Source organism: Achromobacter semiaridum (assembly GCF_053543755.1).
Genome location: NZ_JBLVOL010000045.1, coordinates 72,573 through 94,331, shown reverse-complemented (window position 1 = coordinate 94,331; position 21,759 = coordinate 72,573). Strand labels below are relative to the sequence as shown.

Sequence of the window (21,759 nt, the reverse complement as noted above, 5' to 3'; positions counted from 1 at the left end):
TCAGAGAGCACGCGCCGGGACCGAAGCCCGGCGCGCCCGTATCAATCCATGCGCGCGCCCGACGCCTTGGCTGCCTTGCCCCACTTGGCGATTTCGTTATCGACAAACGCCGAGAACGACTTCGGGTCGTCGCCCACCACCACAAAGCCCACGCTTTCCAGCTTTTGGCGGATCTCGGGCGACGCCAACGCCTTTACCGTCGCCTGGTTCAAGCGCTGGATCACCGCGGGCGGCGTCTTGGCGGGCGCCGACAAGCCGAACCACGATTCAGCCGAAAAGCCGGGATAGCCCGATTCCGCCACCGTCGGCGTGTCGGGATATGCGGGGTTGCGCTTGGCGCTGGCCACCGCCAACGCGCGCAGCTTGCCCGACGTGACCTGCGGCAGCAGCGTGTCCTGATTCAGGAACATCACCGACACCCGCCCGCCAATCATGTCGGTAATCGCGGCCGCGCCGCCCTTGTAGGGCACATGCACCAGATCGATCTTGGCGTCTTGCTTCAGCATCTCCATGGCCAGATGGCCCGACGACCCGCTGCCCGAACTGGCATGCGTGTATTTGCCGGGGTTCTCGCGCGCCAACTTGATGAAGTCGGCAAACGTCTTGCCGGGGAATTCCATGTTGGCCACCAGCACATTGGGGCCGGTGGCCAGCAAGGAGATATGCGCGAAGTCGCTGTTGCGATACGGCATGTTCTGGTAGACGGCGTAGCTGATGGCGTTGGAGCCCACGCCCGATAGCAGCAAGGTATAGCCGTCAGGCTCTGCCTTGGCCACGACGTCCGATCCGATGTTGCCGTTGGCGCCGCCCTTGTTCTCGACGATGACGCTTTGGCCCAGCTCTTTGGACAGCTCGGCCGCAAGCAGGCGGCCGACCGAATCGGTGCTGCCGCCGGCCGGGAAAGGCACGATCAGCTTGACCGGTTTGGCTGGCCAGGCGGCCTGCGCCATTGCCGCCCCGGGCAATAGCGTCAGGGCGCCAAGCGTGGCCGCCGCGAGCACGGCAAGGCGTCTGCGCGCCGAAGGTTTGGGTTGTTGCATGGTTGTCTCTTCCGTATGGTTTTTCTTGGGGAATGAGCCCGGTGGCCGGGTCTGCTGTTATGGGTACAACAAAGTCAGTGCAACAAGCGCCGTGCGCTCAGATATCGTCCAGCAGATAAGGCGTGCCGGCGCGTTCGCAGATGCCGCGCAAGCGTTCGGCCAAGGCTGCCGAAATGGGGATGCCCGCACGCAGCCGACGTGCGCGCTCGGCCGCTTCGGGCTCGCCCGCCACCAGCACGGGTTCGTTGGGGTTGGCGGGCGGCGTGTCGTGCAACGCGTCGATCATGTCGTCCATATCGGCTTCGAACGAGCCCGCCGCACGGAACGCATCGGGGTTAAGCGCCAGGAAGAAGTGACCCACGTCATCCGGTTCACCGGCCTTGCGCGTAGGTGCGCGGCGCGCGGCAAACGCGCTGCCGCTAAGCGTGCCGCCCAGGATCTGCGCCATCATCGCCAGGCCGTAGCCTTTATGGCTGCTCATTGCGGGCGTGCCGCCCAATGGCGTCAGCCCGCCTTCGGGCTGCTTGAAGATGTACTGCATCGCCGCGTCGGCATCGGTGACCGCCGCGCCCTGCCCGTCCACCGCCCATCCGGGCGGCAAGGGCTTGCCCAGAAAGTCATAGACCTTGACCTTGTTCGCGGCCACCGTTGTGGTGGCCATGTCCAGAACGAAAGCTTCGTTGTGCGCGGCCGGGGCGCCGAACGCGATGGGGTTGGTGCCCAGCATGGGCATGGCGCCACGCGTGGGCACCATGATGATGCCATTGGCGCTGCTGGTCACCAGACCGACCACGCCGCGTTCCACCGCGATGCGCGCGTAGACGCCGGCCGCGCCGAAGTGATGCGAATTGCAGACGGATACTGCGCCCACCCCGTGTTCCAGCGCCTTGTCCACGGCCAGATGCATGGCCTGCGCCGCCACCGGGTAGCCCAGCCCGCCCATGCCGTCGATCAGCGCACTGGCGCCGCTGTCGCGCACCACGCGCGCGCGGGCATCCAGCCGCAACGACCCGGCGCGCCACTTTTCCTCGTACGAGGGCAGCATCGAAATGCCATGCGAATCAATTCCCAACAGGTCCGTCCGCGCCATCAGGCTGGCGGTGGTGTGGGCGAGGTCGTCGTCCATGCCCCACGCTTGCAGTACCTGCAATATCTGTTCAAGCACCTGCTCTACCGGCACGTTTCTCGCTGTTGCTCCATTGCCTTGCACGGGTTGTCTCCGTTTGATGTGATGAAGGGCGGCGGCGCGCCACGCGTGGGGGTCAATCGCGTTCGCGGTCCACCAGCCGATGGCGCGCCTGCCCCAAGTGAAACTGCATGGCGACGCGGGCGCGTTCGCTGTCCTGTTCGCGGATGGCGTCCAGGATGGTGGCGTGTTCGTCCACAACGCGCTGCGCGCGCTGGCGCGAGCCGGTGCGGGTCAGGCTCAACGTCAGACGCATGAAACCGTTGATGGATTCGTGAATGCTTTCCAGCACGCCCAGGTAAAAGTCATTGCCGCTGGCTTCGGCAATGCTGGCGTGAAAAGCCAGGTCCGCCTCGGGCGAAACCTGGCCATGCGTCAGGCTGTCGGCAAAGGCCGCGTGCGCGTCGGTGATCTTCTTGAGCTGTTCGTCGGTGCGGCGCAGCGCCGCCAGCCGCGCGGCATCGCCTTCCAGCGCCACGCGGACTTCTTGTGCGCGCAGGTACGCGCTGACGTTCTGCACATCGTTGAACGTTTTCAGGCGTGGCGCGGGCTGGTGGCTGACGAAGGTGCCCAGCCCTTGATGCGCGGTGATCAGGCCATCGGCACGCAGGCGCAGCAGCGCTTCACGCACCACCGGCCGCGAGACCCCGAAGCGTTCGGAAATTTCATTTTCGGACGGCAGCTTGTCGCCGACATTCAGCCCGCCCGATACGATTTGTTCGAAGATCTGCCCGTAGACCTGGTCCGCCAGCCGCACCCGGTGTCCCCGTTCAAGCACATGGGAACCGGCCGCTTCGGTCTCGGCCGGTGCTTGCGGTTCGGATGATGTTGTTGCTTTGGATCGGGCCACGAAACCTCCTGAATGCGTAAGGCCTGCCCGCCATTACGCGGACAGCGCCCATCGTACCGCCAACGGGCGGTGAGACGGGCGATGCGTGGCCGTGCCCCTCACGTTCAGGCCGCCACGGCTTCCCGGTCCCAAGCCGCCAATTTGCGCGCGACCGGCGCCACGCGTTCGCGCTCGGCGCTGGAAATACCGGTCAGCAGCGGCAACATGGGACCCATGTCCGCCACGCCGGACAAGGTCACCGCGTCGTGCAGCACGCGGATCGGGCTGATCCCGTCGCGGCAGTCTTCCAGGCCCAGATAATGTTGGCGCACGGATTCGGCTTCGTCGTAGCGGCCATCGCGCAACAGGTGCAGCAAGCGCATGGACCCGCGCGGGGCGATGCAGACCGAGCCCGACGTGAAGCTCTTCAAGCCGAAATCACGGTAGTGCACGATGGCGGGACGTTCGCCGATGCCGCTGACGATCCAGCGCGCGTCCACCGCTTCCAGCATGGACGACAGGTACGCGTCCTTGGCGGGTTCATCGCGCACCACGGCGTACTTGAACGCGGCGATGCGGCCTTCCTCGATCAGGCGCGCGGCGGTCTCGGGGGCCAGGTAGTCGGCCGACTTGATGTAGACCACGGCCGGCTTGCCCAGCGCATCGGTAAAGCGGCGCACGCCGTCGGCCAGACCGGCGTCCGTGTACGGGAACGACATGGGCAACAGCATGGCGGTGGGAAACGCGCGCGAGCGCAGGATGGCGGCCTGGTCCATCATCTTGCCGTAGTCGGGGCCTACCGACGGCAGGATCCACGTGTCCGCGCCGGCCAGGCCCGCCAGCATGTCGACGATGCGCGCGTATTCGCTGACGCCCACGTTGTAGAAATTGGCATTGCCGCCGTACATGACGTTGCGCACGCCGCCCGCTTCCAGATGGCCAAGCAGGGCCTTGTTGGCGGCTTCGTTCAGCGAAAGATCGTCGTGGCGCGCCAGCGGCGGCACGGCAATGACCGAGCGTTGCAAGTCCTGCGCGGTGACCGGGGAAGTTTTCATGGACGGGGCTCCTGGCTGATCCAGTTGTCAGATAAGTAAGGTGAAAAAAGTATACTTGGTTGACAAGCATATTCTCAATACCTATATTTGTTTGACAAGTGAAACGGCATCACCACAACATCCCACAAACGATGCGCGGCCACGCGCACACCGAGGAGACAACACCATGCATGCCCTATTCGCGCGACGCCGGCTGCTTGCTGCCGCCAGCCTCACGGCCATTGCCTTGGCCTTGCCCGCCGCGCAGGCCCACGCCGACTATCCCGAACGCGACGTGAAGATCATCGTGCCCTTCCCTGCCGGCGGCACCGCCGACATCGCCGCGCGCGTAGTGGCCGCGGAGCTGGGCAAAAGCTGGAACAAGTCGGTGGTGGTCGACAACAAGGCCGGCGCGGGCGGCAATGTGGGCACGGCCGAAGCCGCGCGCGCCACGGCCGACGGCTACACCTTGTTGATGGGCACCGTCAGCACGCACGCCATCAACCAGTCCGTCTACAGCAAACTGCCGTACGACCCGGTAAAGGACTTTGTACCGGTCACGCTGGTCATCCCGGTGCCGAACATTCTTGAGCTGAATCCGAAGTTCGCGGACAAGCACGGCATCCGCTCGGTGGCGGACCTGATCAAGTACCTGAAGGCCCATCCCGACAGCGTCAACATGGCGTCCACCGGCAACGGCACGTCCACCCATTTGTCGGGCGAACTGTTCCAGACAATGACGGGCACGCGCATGACGCACGTGCCCTACAAGGGCAGCAGCCCCGCGCTGACCGACGTGATGGGCGGCTCGGCCGACCTGATCTTTGACAACCTGCCCTCGTCCATGGGCTACATCAAGGGCGGCAAGCTGCGCCCGCTGGCCGTCACCACGGCGGCGCGCTCGCCCGCGCTGCCCGACGTGCCCACGATGGCCGAAGCCGGCGTGAAGGGCTACGAGGCGTCCAGCTGGTTCGGCCTGTTGGCGCCTGCCGGCACGCCCCCGGCCATTGTCGAAAAAATCCAGCGCGACGTCGCCGCCGCCCTGCAGCAAGAGCCGGTGCGCGCGCAGTTGCAGGCGCAAGGGGCCACGCCGTCGGGCAACACGCCTTCGCAGTTCAAACAGTTCATGGCGCAAGAGACCGTCAAGTGGGCCGAGGTGGTGAAAGCCTCGGGCGCGAAAGTCGACTGAACCACGTAGATTCAGGCCCGTGCGCAACGCGTGAGCGCCGGGCTTTTCATCACCACGCGAACCAGGAGACAACATGAATAAACTGTTCTGCGCGGCTGCCGCGGCGGGCGCCGTTCTACTTGCGGGGCCGACGGCGCAGGCTGCCGGCTATCCGGAAAAACCCGTCACGATGATCGTGCCGTTCGTGCCGGGCGGCTCGTCCGACATCACCGCGCGCTCGGTCACGCCGGCGCTGACCAAGATCCTGGGCCAGACCTTCGTGGTCGAGAACAAGCCAGGCGCCAACAGCGCCATCGGCGCGCAGGCGCTGGCCCGCAGCACGCCGGATGGCTACACGATGATGGTGGGCTCGATCGGCACCTTCGCCATCAACGAGGCGCTGTACAAGAACCTGGCCTACAACCCCAGCAAAGACTTTGCCTACCTGACGCAGGCGGTGCGCAACCCCAATGTGCTGGTCGCGTCCCCCAACTTCCCCGCCAGCACGGTGGCGGAACTGGTGGCCTATGCCAAGAAGAATCCGGGCAGCGTGTCGTACGCGTCGTCCGGCACGGGGTCGTCCGACCACCTGTCGGCGGTGCTGTTTCGCCAGCGCACGGACAGCACGGGCGTGGACGTGCCCTACAAGGGCGGCGGCGCCGCCATCGCGGACTTGATTGGCGGACAGGTGAACGTGTCGTTCCAGAACCTGGGCGCGGTGCAAAACCACATCAAGGCCGGCAAGCTCAAGGCGCTGGCCATCACGGGCGATGCGCGCGCCACCGATCTGCCCAACGTGCCGACCTTGGCCGAAGCCGGCATCAAGGACATGGTGGTGTATTCGTGGCAAGGGTTCGCCGTGCCCAAGGGCACGCCGCCGGCGGTGGTTGAACAGCTGTCCAAGGCCTTGCAGACCGCGCTGCGCGACCCGAAGACCGAGCAGACGCTGCAAGGCCTGGGCTTTGAAGTCGTGGCCAATACTCCGCAGCAGTTCACCGCGTTCCAGCAAGGCGAAGTCAAACGGTGGAAGGACGTCATCCAGAAGGCGAACATCCAGCTGGAGTAAAACGCCGCCGCGCCAGGGCCAAGCAACCCCTGCGGGGATGCCTACGGGCATCCCCTCAGCGGTTTTCAAGGTCGAATCAAGTAGCATGACCGTTTTGCCACCCATCCGTACGACAACATGACCACCAAGCATCGCATCATCCAGGTCGGCTCGCTGGCCGGCTCGCCCTCCGCCAACAAGAACCTAGCCGACCGCTATGACGTCGTGGAGCTATGGAAATTTCCTGACCGCAAGGCGGCCTTGGCCGAGCATGGCAAGGGCATCACCGCTGTCGTCACGTCAGCCAACTTTGGCGCGGACGCTGAACTGATCAACGCGCTGCCCGACCTGAAAGCCATTTGCAGCTGGGGCGTGGGCTATGAAACCATCGACGTGGACGCGGCCAAAAAACGCGGCGTGCAGGTCAGCAACACGCCGGACGTGCTGACGGACTGCGTCGCGGACCTGGCCTGGGGCTTGTTGATCGCGGGCGCGCGCCGCATGGGCCAAGGCGAACGCTTTGTGCGCGCCGGCCAATGGGGCCAGGTGCATGGCAGCATCCCGCTGGGCCAGCGCGTCAGCGGCAAGAAGCTGGGCATCGTGGGCCTGGGCCGCATTGGCGAAGCCATCGCCAAGCGGGGCACGGGTTTCGACATGGACGTGCGCTATCACAACCGCAGAAAGCGCGACGACATCTCGTACGGCTATGAAGCATCGCTGGTGGATCTGGCCGCGTGGGCTGACTTCCTGGTGGTCGCAACGGTGGGCGGGCCCAGCACGCGCCACCTGGTCAACCAGGCCGTGCTGGAAGCGTTGGGCCCCAAGGGCATCATCGTCAACATCGCGCGTGGCCCGGTCATTGACGAGGCCGCGCTGGTGGCCGCCTTGGAAGCGGGCAAGGTGGGTTGCGCCGCGTTGGACGTGTTCGAGCACGAACCCAAGGTGCCGGACGCGCTGAAGACCGGCGACAACGCCGTCGTGCTGCCGCACATCGGCAGCGCCACGCTGGAGACGCGCCTGGCCATGGAAAACCTGATGCTGGACAACCTGAAGGCGTACTTCGACACGGGCCGCGTGATCACGCCGGTGGAATGAACGCCGCCGCGCGTTGGCGCGGCAAGGCAGATAGCAGAAAGCAAAAATGAAAAAGCCTCTCGGTGCCCATACCGAGAGGCTTTCGACTTTCCGGCCCCAAGAGGTCGGTAGTCTTCCTGCAAAGGAACTACGTTGGGCTTTTCAGCCCCCTGCCTACTTCGCCGGCGTCGTGGCGCCGGAATGGTCCATCTTTGTTGCGCCTGATTTCGCGGCCGCCGGTTTGGCGGACGTTTTGTCAGACTTGTGATGCTTGTGCTGCGCGTGGGTCTTGGTATCACCCGCCTTGGCCGTGGCATCGGCGCCCGCCGCGAACGCCGAAGGCGCAGCAGCAAGACCGAGGCACAAGGCCGAGGTGGATAAAAACGCAGCGATACGGGAGTGAGTCGTCATTACATGAACTCCTGAATGTGCAAGGCCGAAGCCTAACCGACACGGGGCGGCAACATCGCCGCTTACCCCGTACTCCGTTTGAAGTTCACGCGCCGCGAAGGTTCAACGCGGAACCAGAAAATTTCGGCTGCTAACGCTTGGAAATATGGTCCCAAGTCATGCCTATGATTCAAACGCCAGCAACGCCACGGTGGCGAACAGCATCAACGCGAAGCAGGCTCTCAGTTTGCGTTCAGGCAGCTTGTAGGCCAGGCGCACACCCACTGGCACGAACAACAGGCTGCCGATGGCCAGGGGTACACCCACCATCCAGTCCGCCTGGCCCGCCCATCCATACGTAATCAGCGCGATGGTCGAACCGGGGATCACCATGCTTAGCGCCAGCGCCTGTGCCACGGTCTGCGGCAAGCGGAACACCGTGGTGATGATGGGCACGGCCAGCACCGCGCCGCCCACGCCGAAGAAGCCGCCCAAAGTGCCGCACAGCATGCCCAGCACGCTGGCGCGGCGCGGCGTGAAAGCCGGTGCGGGCCTCTTGTCCGCTTGCGCGCTGGTCGGCGCTTGCCCCGCTGCACGGCGTGCGGCAAGGCGGCCGGCACGCCAGGTCTGCCAGACGTAGAACAGCGCGATAAAGAACAGGAACACCGCGAAGCTTCGACGCAGCAGGCTGCAATCAATGCCCAGCGCCAGCCGCGCGCCCACCCACGTGAACACCACCGCGCCGGCCGCCCCGGCAGCCGCCACCCGTTTATCGATGCGCGTTTGCTGGTTGTATTTCCTCACCGCCATGGTGATGGCGGGCAGCACCATGATCAGCGCGGTGCCCTGCGCCAACTGCTGCGACATGCCCATCAACAGCACCAGCGCCGGAATGGCGATGAGCCCGCCCCCGATGCCCAGCACGCCGCCCATGAAACCGATCAGGCTACCCGCGGCCAGGCACGCGGCAATCACTAACAGACTCACGTCTTGCTCCAACAGCCCTTGCCTGCGCGGCAAGGGGAAAACAGCGCGTCAGCGCAACTTGTCCAACGCGGCGTCCAGCCGGTCCACGGCCCAGATCTCCAACCCTTCAATGGGTTGGCGCGGGGCGTTGGCCTTGGGGATGAGCGCAATTGAAAAACCCAGCTTGGCGGCTTCGCGCAAGCGTTCCTGACCGCGCGGCGCGGGACGGATCTCGCCGGCCAGGCCAACTTCGCCGAACGCGATCAGGCCGCGCGGCAAGGGCTTGTCGCGCAACGAAGACATGATGGCCAGCAGCACCGGCAAGTCGGCGGCCGGTTCGGTGATGCGCACGCCGCCCACCGCGTTCACGAACACGTCCTGGTCAAACGTGGTGACGCCCGCGTGCCGGTGCATCACCGCCAGCAACATGGCCAGCCGGTTGCCTTCAAGCCCCACCGTCAGGCGGCGCGGGTTGGGCGAATGTGAACTATCGACCAGGGCCTGGATTTCAACCAGCAGCGGGCGCGTGCCCTCTTGCGTGGCCATCACGCAGGAACCGGCCACCTGCTGCTCGTGCTGGGACAGGAACAGGGCCGACGGGTTGGCCACGCCGCGCAGGCCACGGTCGGTCATCGCGAAAACGCCCAGCTCGTTGACGGCGCCAAAGCGGTTCTTGAACGCGCGCACCAACCGGAACGAGGAATGCGTGTCGCCTTCGAAATACAGCACGGTGTCCACGATGTGTTCCAGCACGCGCGGTCCGGCCAGCGCACCGTCTTTGGTGACGTGGCCGATCATGACGATCGCGATGCCGGTCTGCTTGGCCAGGCGCGTCAGTTGCGCCGCACATTCGCGCACCTGCGACACCGAACCCGGCGCGGCGCTGAGTTCACCGCTGTAGAGCGTCTGAATGGAATCGATGACGGCCACGGTGGGCTTCTGCTCGGACACGGCGGCCTGGATCGCTTCCAGGCGGATCTCGGCCAGCAGGTTCACATTGCCCGTCTGCAAGTCCAGCCGGCGCGCGCGCAAGGCGACCTGTTCGGCCGATTCCTCGCCCGTCACATACAGCACGTTGGTGGTTTCGGACAGCGAGGCCAGCGCCTGCAACAACAGCGTGGACTTGCCGATGCCCGGATCGCCGCCGATCAGCACGACGGCGCCGGCGACCAGACCGCCGCCCAGCACGCGGTCGAATTCGTCCAGCCCGGTCGGCTGGCGTGGTGTTTCGCGGGCTTCGATTTCAGACAGGCTGCGCACCGGGCTGGCGGACGCCAGCGGCGCGTAACGGTGCGCGGCGGCGGCGGGCGTCGAGGACTCGACGGTTTCTTCCAGCGTGTTCCAGGCGTTGCAATGCGGGCATTTACCCTGCCACTTCGGGGTGGTGCCGCCGCAGTCGGCGCACACATATACGGTTCGGGATTTGGCCATGCGCGAAAGTGTACCGGCAAGCGCAAGATTTCAATCTGCTTTCAATAACAGGGCCGGGCCAAAATAACATCGTCGGCATGCAAGAAAACCCCTCCCGGAATCGCGCAAATCGCGCATAATCGTCGAGTGCAGCGCATTGTCGAACCGCCCAGCCCAGGGCGGCATACCCGGCGCCGAACGCCCGTCAGGGCGCAGCAACGGGAATCGCGGCGCATTCGCCCTGCGGCCCTGGCCGCATAAACCGGAACACGACCCTAGCCACGACGAGACCGCCGGCCCCCCGGCGCAGCGCCCAGCAAAGGTCAAACGCGTAGGCGTCCCGCCACCAGACGCCGCCGCGAGGAGTACGCGCATGAGCATTACCTATCGGCCCCCCTTCGACGAAGACGATGAACGGGATCTGCGCGCCCTGTACCGCAAGCCCGGACCCGGCAGCAGTCCCGAACTGGACGCGGCGGTACGTCGCGCCTGGCACCCCGGCCACAGTTGGCACCCCGGCTGGGCCGCCGCCGCCTGCGCGGCCATGGTCGCCGGCCTGTTCGCCTGGACGGACATGCGCGAAGCCGCGGACATGCAAGATCAGAACGCGCCGCTGACCGCCTCCCATGACAGCAGCACCGACCGCAGCCCGTCCCCCATTGCCTTGACGGAAGCACTGGCGGGCAAGTCGGCCGCCGTGGCCCAGCGCGTCTCTGCCCCCCAAAACGAACCTGCCGCCGCCCCGCCGCTACCGGCGGCCACCGCCGAACCGCAGGCGCAAGCCGCCCCCGCGGGCGTTGCTCAAGAGGGTGACGCGACGGCCACCGAGGTCGTGGCGTTCAGCGAAGCCGATATCGAGGCCCGCGTGGCGCACATCCGGCAGTTGGTGCAAGACGACCAGCAAGCCGATGCCGTGCAGGCCTTGCACGAGCTGCAACAAGGCGCGCCCGACCTGACCTTGCCCGACGACTTGCAGGAATTGGCTCAGCAGAATCCGGCCTGACGGGCGGACATAGCACCCCCGCACGGGCTTGGCCGCACCGCCGCCGCCCCGCCCTTCAGGCGCCGCGGGCGGCGGTGTTGCGTGCATGACGCATCAAAATTTGTGGTCAAAAATTGGGCGGCTTCTTGCTAACATAGCCGCCATGAGTCCGAGCTTCCACCACCGCAATCTTCCCCACCTGCTGCTATACGCGCGCGAAACCCTGATGGCGCATTTCCGCCCCGTGCTGCACGCGGCCGGCGTCACCGAACAACAATGGCGGGTGTTGCGCACCCTTAGCGAAACGGGCGCGATGGAGCCCAATCAGATTGCGCGTAGTTGCCAGATCCTCAGCCCCAGCCTGACGCGGATGCTGGCCGGCATGGAAGAACAGGGCCTGATCAAACGCGCCCGGTCCAGCGCGGACCAGCGTCGCCAGGAAATATCCCTGACTCCCAAGAGCCACAAACTGATCGACCGCATGCGCCCGCACGTGGACGCGAAGTATCAGGAAATCGAGGCCAAGATCGGCAAGGAATTGCTCGACCGCCTGTACCAGGACGTTGACACGATGGTCGAGCTGATACGCCGTGACCCGCCCCCGGCCGACGCCAAGGACACGGCCGACGCGTAGCCGCGTCTGCCGGCCGTCTGCCGCGACTTAGTCCGGCACCGGAAAGATCGCGTTGATCTGCCCCGTGCCCGAACTGGTGAAGTAGTCGGTGACGATTTCCACTGGCTTGTCGTACCCGTCCCACCCCAACAGGCCCAGCAGCATGGCGGTGTCGTGCATGCCGCCCTCGCCCACGCACAGGTCGGCGTATTCGGGCAGCATGGCGCAGAACGTCTTCCAGTCGCCCTGGCGCCAAAGATCGACGACACGCAGATCCACCTGTTTGAAGAATTCGCGGCTGATCTGGTGCATGGCGGCTTCGGGACTGTTGTTGTCGTTGAAGCGGTGCGACAACGACCCGCTGGCCAGCACGGCAACACGGCTGTCGCCGGCATCGATGGCCTGACGCAGCGCCGCGCCGAAACGCCGGCTGTCGTCCAGGGTATGCCAGGCGCACCACGCCGCCACCGAGACCACCTTGAAGCGGCCATCGCCGTTCATGTAGCGCATGGGCACCAGCGTGCCGTATTCCAGTTCCAGGCTGTCGATTTCGTGGCTGCGCGTACCCACGCCCGCTGCGTTGGCGCTTTCGGCGATGCGGCGACCCAGGTCGGGGTTGCCATCGTACGCGTAGCGCATGTCCTTGATGAAATGCGGCAGTTCGTTGCTGGTGTAGCAGCCCTTGAAGGCGCGGTTGGCGTTGACGTGATACCCCGCGTTCACCAGCCAATGCACGTCCAGCACCACGATCGTGTCCACGTCCCGCTCGCGGCAGCGTTGGCCGATGATGCGGTGGCCTTCGATGGCGGCCTCTCGGCAACCGTGATGCTTGCCCGGAAGCTCCGACAAGTACATCGACGGCACGTGGGTCACCTTGGCGGCCAGTGCAAGCTTACCCATGATGGTTGTCTCCTTGTTGCATTCACACGCCCCATCTGGGGATGTGGTGGCTGCCCATCGACACGCACACGTTCTTGATTTCGGCGAACACCTCGTAGCTGTATTCCCCGCCTTCGCGTCCCGTGCCGGATTCCTTGGTGCCGCCGAACGGCTGGCGCAGATCGCGCACGTTTTGGCTGTTGATGAACACCATGCCTGCTTCGATGCCGCGCGCCAAGCGATGCGCGCGGCCGATGTCGCTAGTCCAGATGTACGAGGCCAGGCCATATTTGACGTCGTTGGCCAGCGCCAGCCCGTGGGCTTCGTCCTTGAACGGGATCAGGCAGGCGACGGGCCCAAAAATTTCTTCCTGCGCGCAACGCATGCGGTTGTCCACGTCCGCCAGCACCGTGGGCCGCACAAAGTTGCCGCCCGCCAGATGGGCCGGCAGCCCGTCCGGCTTGCCCGCGCCGCCCGCAAGGATACGCGCCCCTTCCTGTTCGGCCAGCTGGATGTAGCCGGTGACCTTTTCCCAGTGCTGACGCGTGATCATCGCGCCCACGTGGGTAGCCTCATCAGTGGGGTCGCCCACCGCCAGGCGCTGGGCGCGCGCGGCGAACTTGCGCACGAAATCGTCGTAGATGGATTGCTGCACGAAGATGCGCGAGCCCGCGGTGCAGCGTTCGCCGTTCAGCGAAAAGATCGTGAACAGCGCCGCGTCCAGCGCGCGGTCTACATCGGCGTCGTCAAAAATCAGCACGGGCGATTTGCCGCCCAGCTCCATCGAGTATTTCTTGATGCCGCCCGCGCTGGCCATGATTTTCTTGCCGGTGACCGTGCCGCCCGTGAACGAGATGGCGCGCACGCCAGGATGCCGCACCAGCGCATCGCCGGCATCTGCGCCATAGCCCTGCACCACGTTCAGCACGCCGGCGGGGATGCCGGCTTCAAGCGCCAGCCGGCCCAGTTGGTCGGCCGTCAAGGGGGACAATTCTGACATCTTCAGCACGGCGGTATTGCCCAGCGCCAGGCACGGCGCCGTCTTCCAGGTGGCCGTCATGAAGGGCACGTTCCAGGGCGACACCAACGCACACACGCCCACCGGCTGATACAGCGTGTAGTTCAGCATTTGGTCGTCCACGGGATACGTGTGGCCGTTCATGCGGGTGCAGACTTCGGCAAAAAAATTGAAGTTCTCGGACGCGCGGGGAATCAGCTGCTTGCGCGTTTGCGAAATGGGCAGGCCCGTGTCCTGCGTTTCAAGTTCGGCCAGGTGCGGCACGTTGGCGTCGATGAGTTCGCCCAGGCGGCGCATCAACCGCGCGCGCTCCTTGGCGGGCGTGTTGGCCCACTTGGGAAACGCATCCGCCGCCGCCGCCACGGCCGCGTCGATTTCTTTCTGCCCGCCCGCCGCCACTTCGGCGATGGCCTCGCCCGTGGCCGGGTTGTAGGTGACGAAGCGGTCAGCGCTATCGACTTGCTGGCCGTTGATCCAATGCTTGATGCTCACGTGCGGCTCCTTGTTCTTATCGCGGCGCGATGCGCCGCCCCATTTAATTAACACGTTAACTTTATGCTGCCTGACGTGGCGCTGTCAACGGCGGGATTCCCGCGCCGCATCGCGCGTCCGGCGCATTGCCGCCAACCGACTTTCCCGCTATTCTAATTAACATGCTAACTATTATGGCGGAGACACCATGCCCCATATCTGGATCGAGTATTCAGGCAACCTTGCCCTGGATACCCGCGCGCTGATGCGCGCGGTGCAAGGCGCCGCCATTGGCGACGGCAGCCTGTTTCCGCTGGCCGGCGCCCGCACCCGGGCGCTACGCGTGGACGACTGCCTGATCGTGGACGGCCACCCCGACAACGCCTTCGTGCACGTCGTGCTGCGCATCGGCCACGGCCGCACCGACGCGCAAAAGGCGGCGTTGGGCGAGCGGGTGTTCCAGGCGCTGAACACCGCGCTGGCTCCGCATCTGGCCATGCGGCCCTTGGGCATTTCGATGCAGATCGAAGAAGCGGACCCGGTGCTGAACTACAAGCACAATAACTACCGCCACTATCTTGCGCAGCGCGCCGAAGCGGCCAGCGCGGCCTTGGCGCAGCCGCCGCGCACCGTGGTTGGCGTGGCGCTCAACACGCGCCAGTCTCTGGACGCGCTGGGCGACGCCGTCAACGCGCCGCCCTACAAGGCCGCGCCGCGCGCGCCCGTGCTGTACATCAAGCCCGCCAACACCTATGCACGCGATGGCGCCACCATCACGCTGCCCGCCGATGTGCAAGAGGTGCAGGTGGGCGCTTGCCTGGGCGTGGTGTTCGCGCGCCGCGCCAGCCGAGTCAGCCAGGCGGATGCGCTGGACTACGTGGCGGGCTATCGCGTGGTGGCGGACCTGTCCGTGCCGCACGACAGCTACTTCCGGCCCGCCCTTAAACAACAGTGCCGCGATGGCTTCTGCCCCATCGGCGATACGCTGGCGCCGGCATCGCCGGCAATCGACCCGGATGCGCTGGCCATCGAAGTGCTGGTGGATGGCGTCGTCAGGCAACGCGCCAGCACCGCCGACCTGATCCGCCCCGTTGCGCGCCTGATCGCCGACGTAACCGACTTCATGAGCTTTGACGCCGGCGACATCCTGCTGGTCTGCACGCCGCACGACGCGCCACGCGTGCGTGCCGGGCAACGCTTTGACATCCGCATCGCTCAGGTCGGCACGCTGGGCAACACGTTGGCCGCATCCTGAGGACATCGCCATGAAACACGCACGCATCGCCTACGAAGGCGCCATTCACACCGTGACCGAAGCGGACAGCGCGCCGGGCAGCGTCCTGCTGCCAGACGGGCGCGTCCTGGCGGAAGACGCCGTGACGTGGTTGCCGCCCATCGAACCGCGCACGACCTTCACGCTGGCCATCAACTACGCGGACCACGCCAAGGAACTCGCGTTCAAGGCGCCCGACGAGCCCCTGGGCTTTCTGAAAGCCGCGAACACCTTCGTGGGTCATCGTGCGCATACGCTGCGCCCGGCCGACGTAGCCTTCATGCACTACGAGTGCGAGCTGGCCGTGGTCATCGGCAAGACGGCGCGCAACGTCCCGCGCGGGCAAGCCTACGACTATGTAGCGGGCTACACCGTGGCCAACGACTATGCGCTGCGCGACTACCTGGAAAATTGGTATCGCCCGAACCTGCGCGTGAAAAACCGCGACACGTGCACGCCGCTGGGCCCCTGGCTGGTGGACCGCGACGACGTGCCCGACCCCATGAACCTGACCCTGCGTACCACGGTCAACGGCGTTCAGACCCAGCTGGGCAACACGCGCGACATGGTGTTCGACGTGCCCGCGCTGATTGAATACTTCAGCAGCTTCATGACCTTGTCCCCCGGCGACCTGATCCTGACCGGCACGCCGGACGGCATCGTCAACGTCATGCCCGGCGACCAGGTCGTGACCGAAATCGAAGGCGTCGGAAGGCTGGTCAACACGCTGGCGCCCTTCCCGTCTTAACCTTTAACCGGACTCTCTATGCTAGACACCCAAACCGTACGCAGCATCGCCGCGCGCCTGCATGAAGCGGAACGAACGCGAACGCAGATCCGCCAGATTTCGCTGGACCATCCCGACATCGATATCGCTGACGCCTACGCCGTGCAGCGCGCCTGGATGGACATCAAGCTGGCCGAAGGCCGCGTCAAGCGCGGCCACAAGATCGGCCTGACGTCCCGCGCGATGCAGCAGTCATCGCAGATCGACGAGCCCGATTTCGGCATGCTGCTGGACGACATGTTCTTCGAGGACGGCGGCACCATTCCCGCCGGCCGCTTCATCCTGCCGCGCCTGGAAGTCGAGTTGGCCTTCGTGCTGGGCAAGCGGCTGCAAGGCCCCCGGGTGACGCTGTTCCAGGTATATGACGCGGTTGACTACGTGATCCCCGCGCTGGAGATCATTGACGCGCGCTCGCACGGCATCGACCCCGACACCAAGCGCCCGCGCAGGGTGTTCGACACCATTGCCGACAACGCGGCGAACGCAGGCGTGGTGATGGGCGGGCGGCCTGTGAAGATGGGCGATTTCGACCTGCGCTGGGTCGGCGCGATTTTGTCACGCAACGCGGTGATCGAAGAAACCGGCGTGGCCGCGGGCGTCTTGAATCACCCGGCCAATGGCGTAGTATGGCTGGCTAACAAGCTGGCCGCCCACGACGTGGCGCTTGAAGCGGGCGAGATCATTCTGTCGGGCTCGTTCACCCGCCCCGTGGCCGCGCGGCCGGGCGACACCTTCCACGTCGATTACGGCGCGCTGGGTTCCGTCAACTGTCATTTCAACTAACACGGCACGCCGTCCATGGACATCCTGACCAATACCTTCAAGCAAGCCTTGCGCGACCGCCAACCCCAGATTGGCCTGTGGGCCGGCCTGGCCAGCGCCTACACATCGGAAATCATCGCGGGCGCCGGCTTCGACTGGCTGCTGATCGACGGCGAACATGCGCCGAACACCTTGCAGACCACCTTGTCGCAATTGCAGTCGGTGGCCGCCTACCCGGTGGCGCCCGTGGTGCGCCCGGCGTGGAACGACCCGGTACAGATCAAGCAGATCCTGGACACCGGCGCGCAGCCCTTGCTGGTGCCGATGATCCAGTCCGCCGACGAAGCGCGCGCGGCCGTGGCCGCCGTGCGCTATCCGCCGGCAGGCATCCGGGGCGTGGGCAGCGCGCTGGCGCGTTCCTCGCGCTGGAACCGCATCCCCAACTACCTGGAACGCGCCAACGATCAGATGTGCGTGCTGGTGCAGATTGAAACGCCGGCCGGCATCGACGCGCTGGACGACATCCTGGCGGTGGACGGGGTGGATGGGGCCTTCATCGGCCCGGCCGACCTGTCGGCAGGCATGGGCTTTTTGGGCCAGCCGGATCACCCCGAGGTGTTGGCGACCATCGACCAGGCCATTGCGCGCATTGTGCGGTCGGGCAAGGCCGCCGGCATCCTGCACAGCGGAGTGGCACAGGCCAAGCACTACCTGTCCTTGGGCGCGACCTTCGTGGCCGTGGGCGTGGACGCCGTGCTGCTGGCGCGCGCGGCGGAAAAACTGGCCGGCGAATTCAAGGACGTGCGGCCGGTGGCGGCGGGCAAAGGCCCCTACTGAATCTACGACGCATCAAACGGCAGAAAAAAAGCGCACCGACTCATTCCGGTGCGCTTTTAGTTTGGGCCAGACCGTGATCAGGATCGGCCCGCCACGCTGCCGCCGCCGTCCACGCCCAGCACCTGGCCGGTAATAAAACCGGCGTCGTCGGACAGCAGGAAGGCAATGGCCGCCGCCACTTCGGCCGGCGTGCCCAGGCGCTTCATGGGCACGGAGGCCAGCGCGCGTTTTTCGCCATCGCTACCCGCCGGACGGGTGGCGCGGAACATTTCCGTTTCGATCGGGCCGGGCGCCACCGCGTTGGCGGTCACGCCGTATTCGGCCAGTTCAAGCGCCCACGTGCGGGTGCAGCCCACCAGCGCGCTCTTGGCGGCCGAGTACGCCGTACGGTCCAACCCGCCATGGATGGCGCGGCTGACCACGTTAACGATACGGCCGGCGCGACGCACCTTCATGGATTCGATAAACGCCTGGGTGACCTGCACCGCCACGCGCACGTTCAGGTCCAGCACGTTGTACAGCGTGGCCAGGTCGATCTCGCCCAAGGGCTGCGGCGACGCGATGCCCACGTTGTTGACCACGGCGTCCACGGGAAACTTCTCGCGGATTTCGCGCAGCACTTCCTCGGTGCGGCCGGCGTCAGCCAGGTCACAGGCGTACAGATAGCCGGGAAAGTCCACATCGGTGGTGTTCCGCGCAATGCCGACCACATGACAGCCCATGTCGGACAGACGCTGCGTCAGCGCCCAGCCTATGCCCTTGGTGGCGCCCGTAATGAGCACGCATTTGTCCTTCATGGATTGAAACCTCGTCGTCAGATTGCTGGGTCAAAAACGGGCGCTTGGGCGCCCGGTGTTCCAAGTAGACACCATCCGGAGATGGCTGTCTTGTAAATTGCGTAGCAATTTCTGCGCACCGGACACCCGGCCAAAATCGGCCAGACCAGGCGGCGGATCGCTCAGGCGTCGCGGCTGACCGGCACGCGCGGCGCCAGGGCGCACAGCAATTCGTAGCCGATGGTGCCGGCGGCCTGTGCCACTTCGTCCACCGACGGGCCATCTTCGCCCCACAACACCACTGGCGCGCCGACACCCGCGGCAGGAATCGGGTCCAGGTCGACGATCAGCATGTCCATTGACACGCGGCCGACCAGCTGCGTGCGGATGCCCGCCACGACCACGGGCGTGCCGGTGGTGGCGTGGCGCGGGTAGCCGTCGGCGTAGCCGCAGGCGACGATGCCGATCCGCATGGCGCGTTCGGCGCGGAAGATTGCGCCGTAGCCTACGGAATCGCCCGCCTTGAGTTCCTGCACGGCGATGATTTCGGAACTTAGCGTCATGGCCGGCTTCAAGCCGAACGACGCGGCTTCGGCATCGGCGAACGGCGACGCGCCGTACAGGCAGATGCCCGGGCGCACCCAATGCGTCTGCGTGGGCGAGCTGACCGCGATGTCGGCAAAGCGCAGCGTGGCGGCCGAGTTGCATACGCTGACCGTGCCGGGCATCTTATGCGTCACCGAATTAAACAGGGCCAGCTGCTCGGTCACACCCTGGGGGCCGTCGGCGCAGGCAAAGTGCGTCATCTTGCCCACCGACCCCAACGTGCCCTGCTGCTGTAGCAACATGGCGCGCTCATGCGCGGCGGGATAAGACGCCGGGCTGAAGCCCAGCCGGTTCATGCCGCTATTCAGCTTGAGCATGACGTCCACGCGCCGGGTAAAGCGGGCGCGCGACAGCATGTCCAGCTGTTCGCGGTTGTGTACGGTGGTGCTCAGGTGATAGCGGTCGACCAGATCCAGGTCGGCGGGTTTGAAGAACCCTTCCAGCAGCAGGATCGGGCCGCCCCAACCGGCCTCGCGGCAGCGCACGGCTTCGTCCAGATCCAGCATGGCCAGGCCCTGCGCCTTGGAAAACCCCGTCACCGCCTGCTCAATGCCGTGGCCGTAGGCGTTGGCCTTGATGACCGCCCAGATGGACGGCGGCAGCCCGGCCGCGGCGGCGGCGGTTTGCTCAAGATGGTGGCGCACGGTGGCAAGATTGTGCGCAAGCGCGGAGACGGAGACAGTGGCGGATATGGGGCGCGGCATGGTGTGAGATCCTGTGGCGCTTAAGTCTAACTGATCGCCGCCCGAGAGGGAGGGCCTCTGCAATGACATCTCTGATGGCATCACGCCCCCAAAGGCGACTACTCTAAAATGGTGCGATCCCGTCCCGGGACCGCCCCCTGTACCCGTTATCCATGTCCATCGATCACTACGAGAACTTTCCCGTCGCCTCGCTGCTGTTGCCGCGCAGGCTGCGCGGCGCCGTGACCGATATCTACCGGTTTGCCCGCGCGGCGGACGATATTGCCGATGAAGGCAGCGCGTCCGACGAAGAGCGGCTGGCGCAGCTGGCGGCCTTTCGCACCGAACTTCACCGCATTGGCGCCGAACCGGGCGTGACGCCCGCGCCAGGCTTGCCGCCGCTGGCCGACATCTTCACGCCGCTGGCCCAGACCATCGCGCGCCATCAACTGCCCATCACGCCGTTCTACGACCTGCTGTCCGCGTTCGAGCAGGACATTGCCGTCAAGCGCTACGAAGACTACGCCACGCTAGCCGACTACTGCACGCGTTCGGCCAACCCGGTGGGCCGCCTGATGCTGCATCTGTTCGACGCGTCCAGCCCGCAAGACGTGGCCGAAAGCGACGCCATCTGCACCGGCTTGCAACTGGTGAACTTCTGGCAGGATGTGCGGGTCGATTGGCACAAGCAGCGCGTCTATCTGCCGCAGGAAGACCTGCGCCGCCATGGCGTCACCGAAGAAGACCTGGCCGCATGCCGGCTGACCGCGCAATGGCGCGAGCTGATGGCCTTTGAGGTTGAACGCACGCGCGCGCTGCTACACTTCGGCGCTCCGCTGGCGCGCCGCCTGCCCGGCCGCATCGGCCTGGAGTTGCGCCTGGTGGTGCAAGGCGGGCTGCGCGTGCTGGAGCGTATCGAAGCCAGCGGCTACGATGTATTCATGAACCGCCCCGAATTGGGCGCCAAAGACTGGGCCATCATGCTGTGGCGCTCTATCAAGTAACAGGCCCTGCCTATCTATGACCCCTGACGAATATTGCCAGGAGAAAGCCGCCAAAAGCGGTTCCAGCTTCTACTACTCATTCCTGTTCCTGCCGCCCGAACGCCGCCGCGCGATCACGGCGCTTTACGCCTACTGCCGCGAAGTGGACGACGTGGTCGACGAATGCACCGACCCGTCGCTGGCCCGCATCAAGCTGGCCTGGTGGCGCACGCAGGTTGACCAGATGTTCGACGGCAAGCCCGATCACCCCGTGACGCGCGCGCTGCAACCGCACCTGGAAACCTGTTCCATCACCCGCGAGCGCCTGCTGGCGGTGGTGGACGGCATGGAAATGGACCTGGACCAGACGCGCTACCTGGACTGGCCCGGCCTGCGCAAATACTGCTGGCACGCGGCCGGCGTGGTGGGCGAATTGTCTGCCGGCGTGTTCGGCTATAGCGATCCCAAGACGCTGGTCTACGCCGAAAAGCTGGGTCTGGCGTTCCAGATGACGAACATCATCCGCGACGTCGGCGACGACGCGCGCCGTGGCCGCATCTACATCCCGGTCAACGACATGCAGCAGTTCGAGGTCAAGGCTTCGGACATCCTGAATGGCGAATACTCCGAGCGCTTCAGCGCGCTGATGAAGTTCCAGGCCGATCGCGCCCGCGAACTCTATCGCGAAGCCATGAGCAACCTGCCCGAGGTCGACCGCCGTTCGCAGCGGCCGGGCTTGATGATGGCCGCCATCTACTACGCGCTGCTTGATGAAATCGAGCGCGACAACTGGCAGGTGCTGCACCAGCGCATCTCGCTGACGCCACTGCGCAAGCTGTGGCTGGCCTGGAAAACCTGGGTGGGCGGCGGACGCGGACTGGTCCGCCGGCTGGCGCGGTGAAGGCGGCGGTAATTGGCGCGGGCTGGGCCGGCTTGGCGGCCAGCAT

22 protein-coding genes are annotated in these 21,759 nt (G+C 65.6%); 11 read left to right on the top strand and 11 right to left on the bottom strand.

Features of this window, described 5'->3' with window-relative positions; all coding sequences use genetic code 11:
• Positions 1–41: 41 nt before the first annotated feature.
• The 4 genes from ACNPP0_RS13705 to ACNPP0_RS13690 all read right to left on the bottom strand — a co-directional run bounded on the left by ACNPP0_RS13705 (position 42) and on the right by ACNPP0_RS13690 (position 4,110).
• Positions 42–1,040 carry a Bug family tripartite tricarboxylate transporter substrate binding protein gene (locus ACNPP0_RS13705; protein WP_332608710.1) on the bottom strand — a complete coding sequence of 333 codons (999 nt, stop codon included), beginning with the start codon at positions 1,038–1,040 and terminating at the stop codon, positions 42–44.
• Positions 1,041–1,137: 97 nt separating this feature from the next.
• Complete coding sequence (locus ACNPP0_RS13700) at positions 1,138–2,250, bottom strand: Ldh family oxidoreductase (protein WP_448706187.1); 1,113 nt, start codon at positions 2,248–2,250, stop codon at positions 1,138–1,140.
• Between the two features lie 52 nt (positions 2,251–2,302).
• Positions 2,303–3,004 carry a FadR/GntR family transcriptional regulator gene (locus tag ACNPP0_RS13695; protein WP_162941334.1) on the bottom strand — a complete coding sequence of 234 codons (702 nt, stop codon included), beginning with the start codon at positions 3,002–3,004 and terminating at the stop codon, positions 2,303–2,305.
• A gap of 176 nt (positions 3,005–3,180) precedes the next feature.
• Positions 3,181–4,110, bottom strand: coding sequence for a dihydrodipicolinate synthase family protein (locus tag ACNPP0_RS13690; RefSeq protein WP_332608712.1), 930 nt, complete (start codon positions 4,108–4,110; stop codon positions 3,181–3,183).
• A gap of 166 nt (positions 4,111–4,276) precedes the next feature.
• On the opposite strand from ACNPP0_RS13690, the gene ACNPP0_RS13685 reads away from it, so the two are divergent.
• From ACNPP0_RS13685 to ACNPP0_RS13675, 3 genes are all read left to right on the top strand, one after another.
• The gene (locus ACNPP0_RS13685) at positions 4,277–5,278 is read left to right on the top strand and encodes a Bug family tripartite tricarboxylate transporter substrate binding protein (protein ID WP_448706186.1); all 1,002 of its coding nucleotides are present in this window, start codon (positions 4,277–4,279) and stop codon (positions 5,276–5,278) included.
• Positions 5,279–5,351: 73 nt separating this feature from the next.
• Positions 5,352–6,323: a Bug family tripartite tricarboxylate transporter substrate binding protein gene (locus ACNPP0_RS13680; protein ID WP_332608714.1), complete on the top strand. Its 972-nt coding sequence runs from the start codon at positions 5,352–5,354 to the stop codon at positions 6,321–6,323.
• 117 nt (positions 6,324–6,440) lie between these two features.
• Complete coding sequence (locus ACNPP0_RS13675; RefSeq protein WP_448706185.1) at positions 6,441–7,397, top strand: 2-hydroxyacid dehydrogenase; 957 nt, start codon at positions 6,441–6,443, stop codon at positions 7,395–7,397.
• A 153-nt stretch (positions 7,398–7,550) separates the two neighbouring features.
• On the opposite strand, the gene ACNPP0_RS13670 is transcribed toward ACNPP0_RS13675, so the two are convergent.
• The 3 genes from ACNPP0_RS13670 to radA form a co-directional block, all read right to left on the bottom strand.
• The gene (locus ACNPP0_RS13670) at positions 7,551–7,787 is read right to left on the bottom strand and encodes a hypothetical protein (RefSeq protein WP_332608716.1); all 237 of its coding nucleotides are present in this window, start codon (positions 7,785–7,787) and stop codon (positions 7,551–7,553) included.
• Positions 7,788–7,949: 162 nt separating this feature from the next.
• Entirely contained in the window at positions 7,950–8,753 is an 804-nt protein-coding gene (locus tag ACNPP0_RS13665; RefSeq protein WP_448706184.1) for a sulfite exporter TauE/SafE family protein, read from the bottom strand.
• A gap of 48 nt (positions 8,754–8,801) precedes the next feature.
• Positions 8,802–10,163, bottom strand: coding sequence for a DNA repair protein RadA (gene radA / locus ACNPP0_RS13660; RefSeq protein ID WP_046804723.1), 1,362 nt, complete (start codon positions 10,161–10,163; stop codon positions 8,802–8,804).
• 352 nt (positions 10,164–10,515) lie between these two features.
• Between radA and ACNPP0_RS13655 the strand changes: the two genes are divergently transcribed.
• Both ACNPP0_RS13655 and hpaR read left to right on the top strand, forming a co-directional pair.
• Positions 10,516–11,145, top strand: coding sequence for a hypothetical protein (locus tag ACNPP0_RS13655; RefSeq protein WP_332608718.1), 630 nt, complete (start codon positions 10,516–10,518; stop codon positions 11,143–11,145).
• Between the two features lie 142 nt (positions 11,146–11,287).
• Entirely contained in the window at positions 11,288–11,758 is a 471-nt protein-coding gene (gene hpaR, locus ACNPP0_RS13650; RefSeq protein WP_448706183.1) for a homoprotocatechuate degradation operon regulator HpaR, read from the top strand.
• 27 nt (positions 11,759–11,785) lie between these two features.
• Here hpaR and hpaD read toward each other — a convergent pair whose 3' ends face one another.
• Both hpaD and hpaE read right to left on the bottom strand, forming a co-directional pair.
• On the bottom strand, positions 11,786–12,637 hold the full coding sequence (gene hpaD, locus ACNPP0_RS13645) for a 3,4-dihydroxyphenylacetate 2,3-dioxygenase (protein WP_332608720.1): 852 nt from the start codon (positions 12,635–12,637) through the stop codon (positions 11,786–11,788).
• 22 nt (positions 12,638–12,659) lie between these two features.
• Positions 12,660–14,126: a 5-carboxymethyl-2-hydroxymuconate semialdehyde dehydrogenase gene (gene hpaE, locus ACNPP0_RS13640; RefSeq protein WP_332608721.1), complete on the bottom strand. Its 1,467-nt coding sequence runs from the start codon at positions 14,124–14,126 to the stop codon at positions 12,660–12,662.
• Between the two features lie 187 nt (positions 14,127–14,313).
• On the opposite strand from hpaE, the gene ACNPP0_RS13635 reads away from it, so the two are divergent.
• Genes ACNPP0_RS13635 through hpaI form a run of 4 tightly spaced genes read left to right on the top strand, consistent with a single transcriptional unit; the run spans position 14,314 to position 17,764 of the window.
• A complete protein-coding gene (locus ACNPP0_RS13635; protein WP_448706182.1) occupies positions 14,314–15,360 on the top strand; it encodes a fumarylacetoacetate hydrolase family protein in 1,047 nt (348 codons plus the stop codon).
• 10 nt (positions 15,361–15,370) lie between these two features.
• Positions 15,371–16,126, top strand: coding sequence for a fumarylacetoacetate hydrolase family protein (locus ACNPP0_RS13630; protein ID WP_448706181.1), 756 nt, complete (start codon positions 15,371–15,373; stop codon positions 16,124–16,126).
• Positions 16,127–16,144: 18 nt separating this feature from the next.
• Positions 16,145–16,948: a 2-oxo-hept-4-ene-1,7-dioate hydratase gene (hpaH, locus tag ACNPP0_RS13625; protein ID WP_332608723.1), complete on the top strand. Its 804-nt coding sequence runs from the start codon at positions 16,145–16,147 to the stop codon at positions 16,946–16,948.
• Positions 16,949–16,963: 15 nt separating this feature from the next.
• Positions 16,964–17,764 carry a 4-hydroxy-2-oxoheptanedioate aldolase gene (gene hpaI / locus ACNPP0_RS13620; protein ID WP_448706180.1) on the top strand — a complete coding sequence of 267 codons (801 nt, stop codon included), beginning with the start codon at positions 16,964–16,966 and terminating at the stop codon, positions 17,762–17,764.
• A 77-nt stretch (positions 17,765–17,841) separates the two neighbouring features.
• Here the strand turns inward: hpaI and ACNPP0_RS13615 are convergent, their stop codons facing one another.
• Together ACNPP0_RS13615 and alr are read right to left on the bottom strand one after the other, a co-directional pair.
• Positions 17,842–18,561, bottom strand: coding sequence for an SDR family oxidoreductase (locus tag ACNPP0_RS13615; protein ID WP_046804732.1), 720 nt, complete (start codon positions 18,559–18,561; stop codon positions 17,842–17,844).
• A gap of 161 nt (positions 18,562–18,722) precedes the next feature.
• Positions 18,723–19,850: an alanine racemase gene (gene alr / locus ACNPP0_RS13610; protein ID WP_448706178.1), complete on the bottom strand. Its 1,128-nt coding sequence runs from the start codon at positions 19,848–19,850 to the stop codon at positions 18,723–18,725.
• A 152-nt stretch (positions 19,851–20,002) separates the two neighbouring features.
• On the opposite strand from alr, the gene hpnC reads away from it, so the two are divergent.
• A complete protein-coding gene (gene hpnC / locus ACNPP0_RS13605) occupies positions 20,003–20,833 on the top strand; it encodes a squalene synthase HpnC (protein WP_332608726.1) in 831 nt (276 codons plus the stop codon).
• A 16-nt stretch (positions 20,834–20,849) separates the two neighbouring features.
• On the top strand, positions 20,850–21,713 hold the full coding sequence (gene hpnD, locus ACNPP0_RS13600) for a presqualene diphosphate synthase HpnD (RefSeq protein WP_332608727.1): 864 nt from the start codon (positions 20,850–20,852) through the stop codon (positions 21,711–21,713).
• Positions 21,714–21,759: the final 46 nt, after the last annotated feature.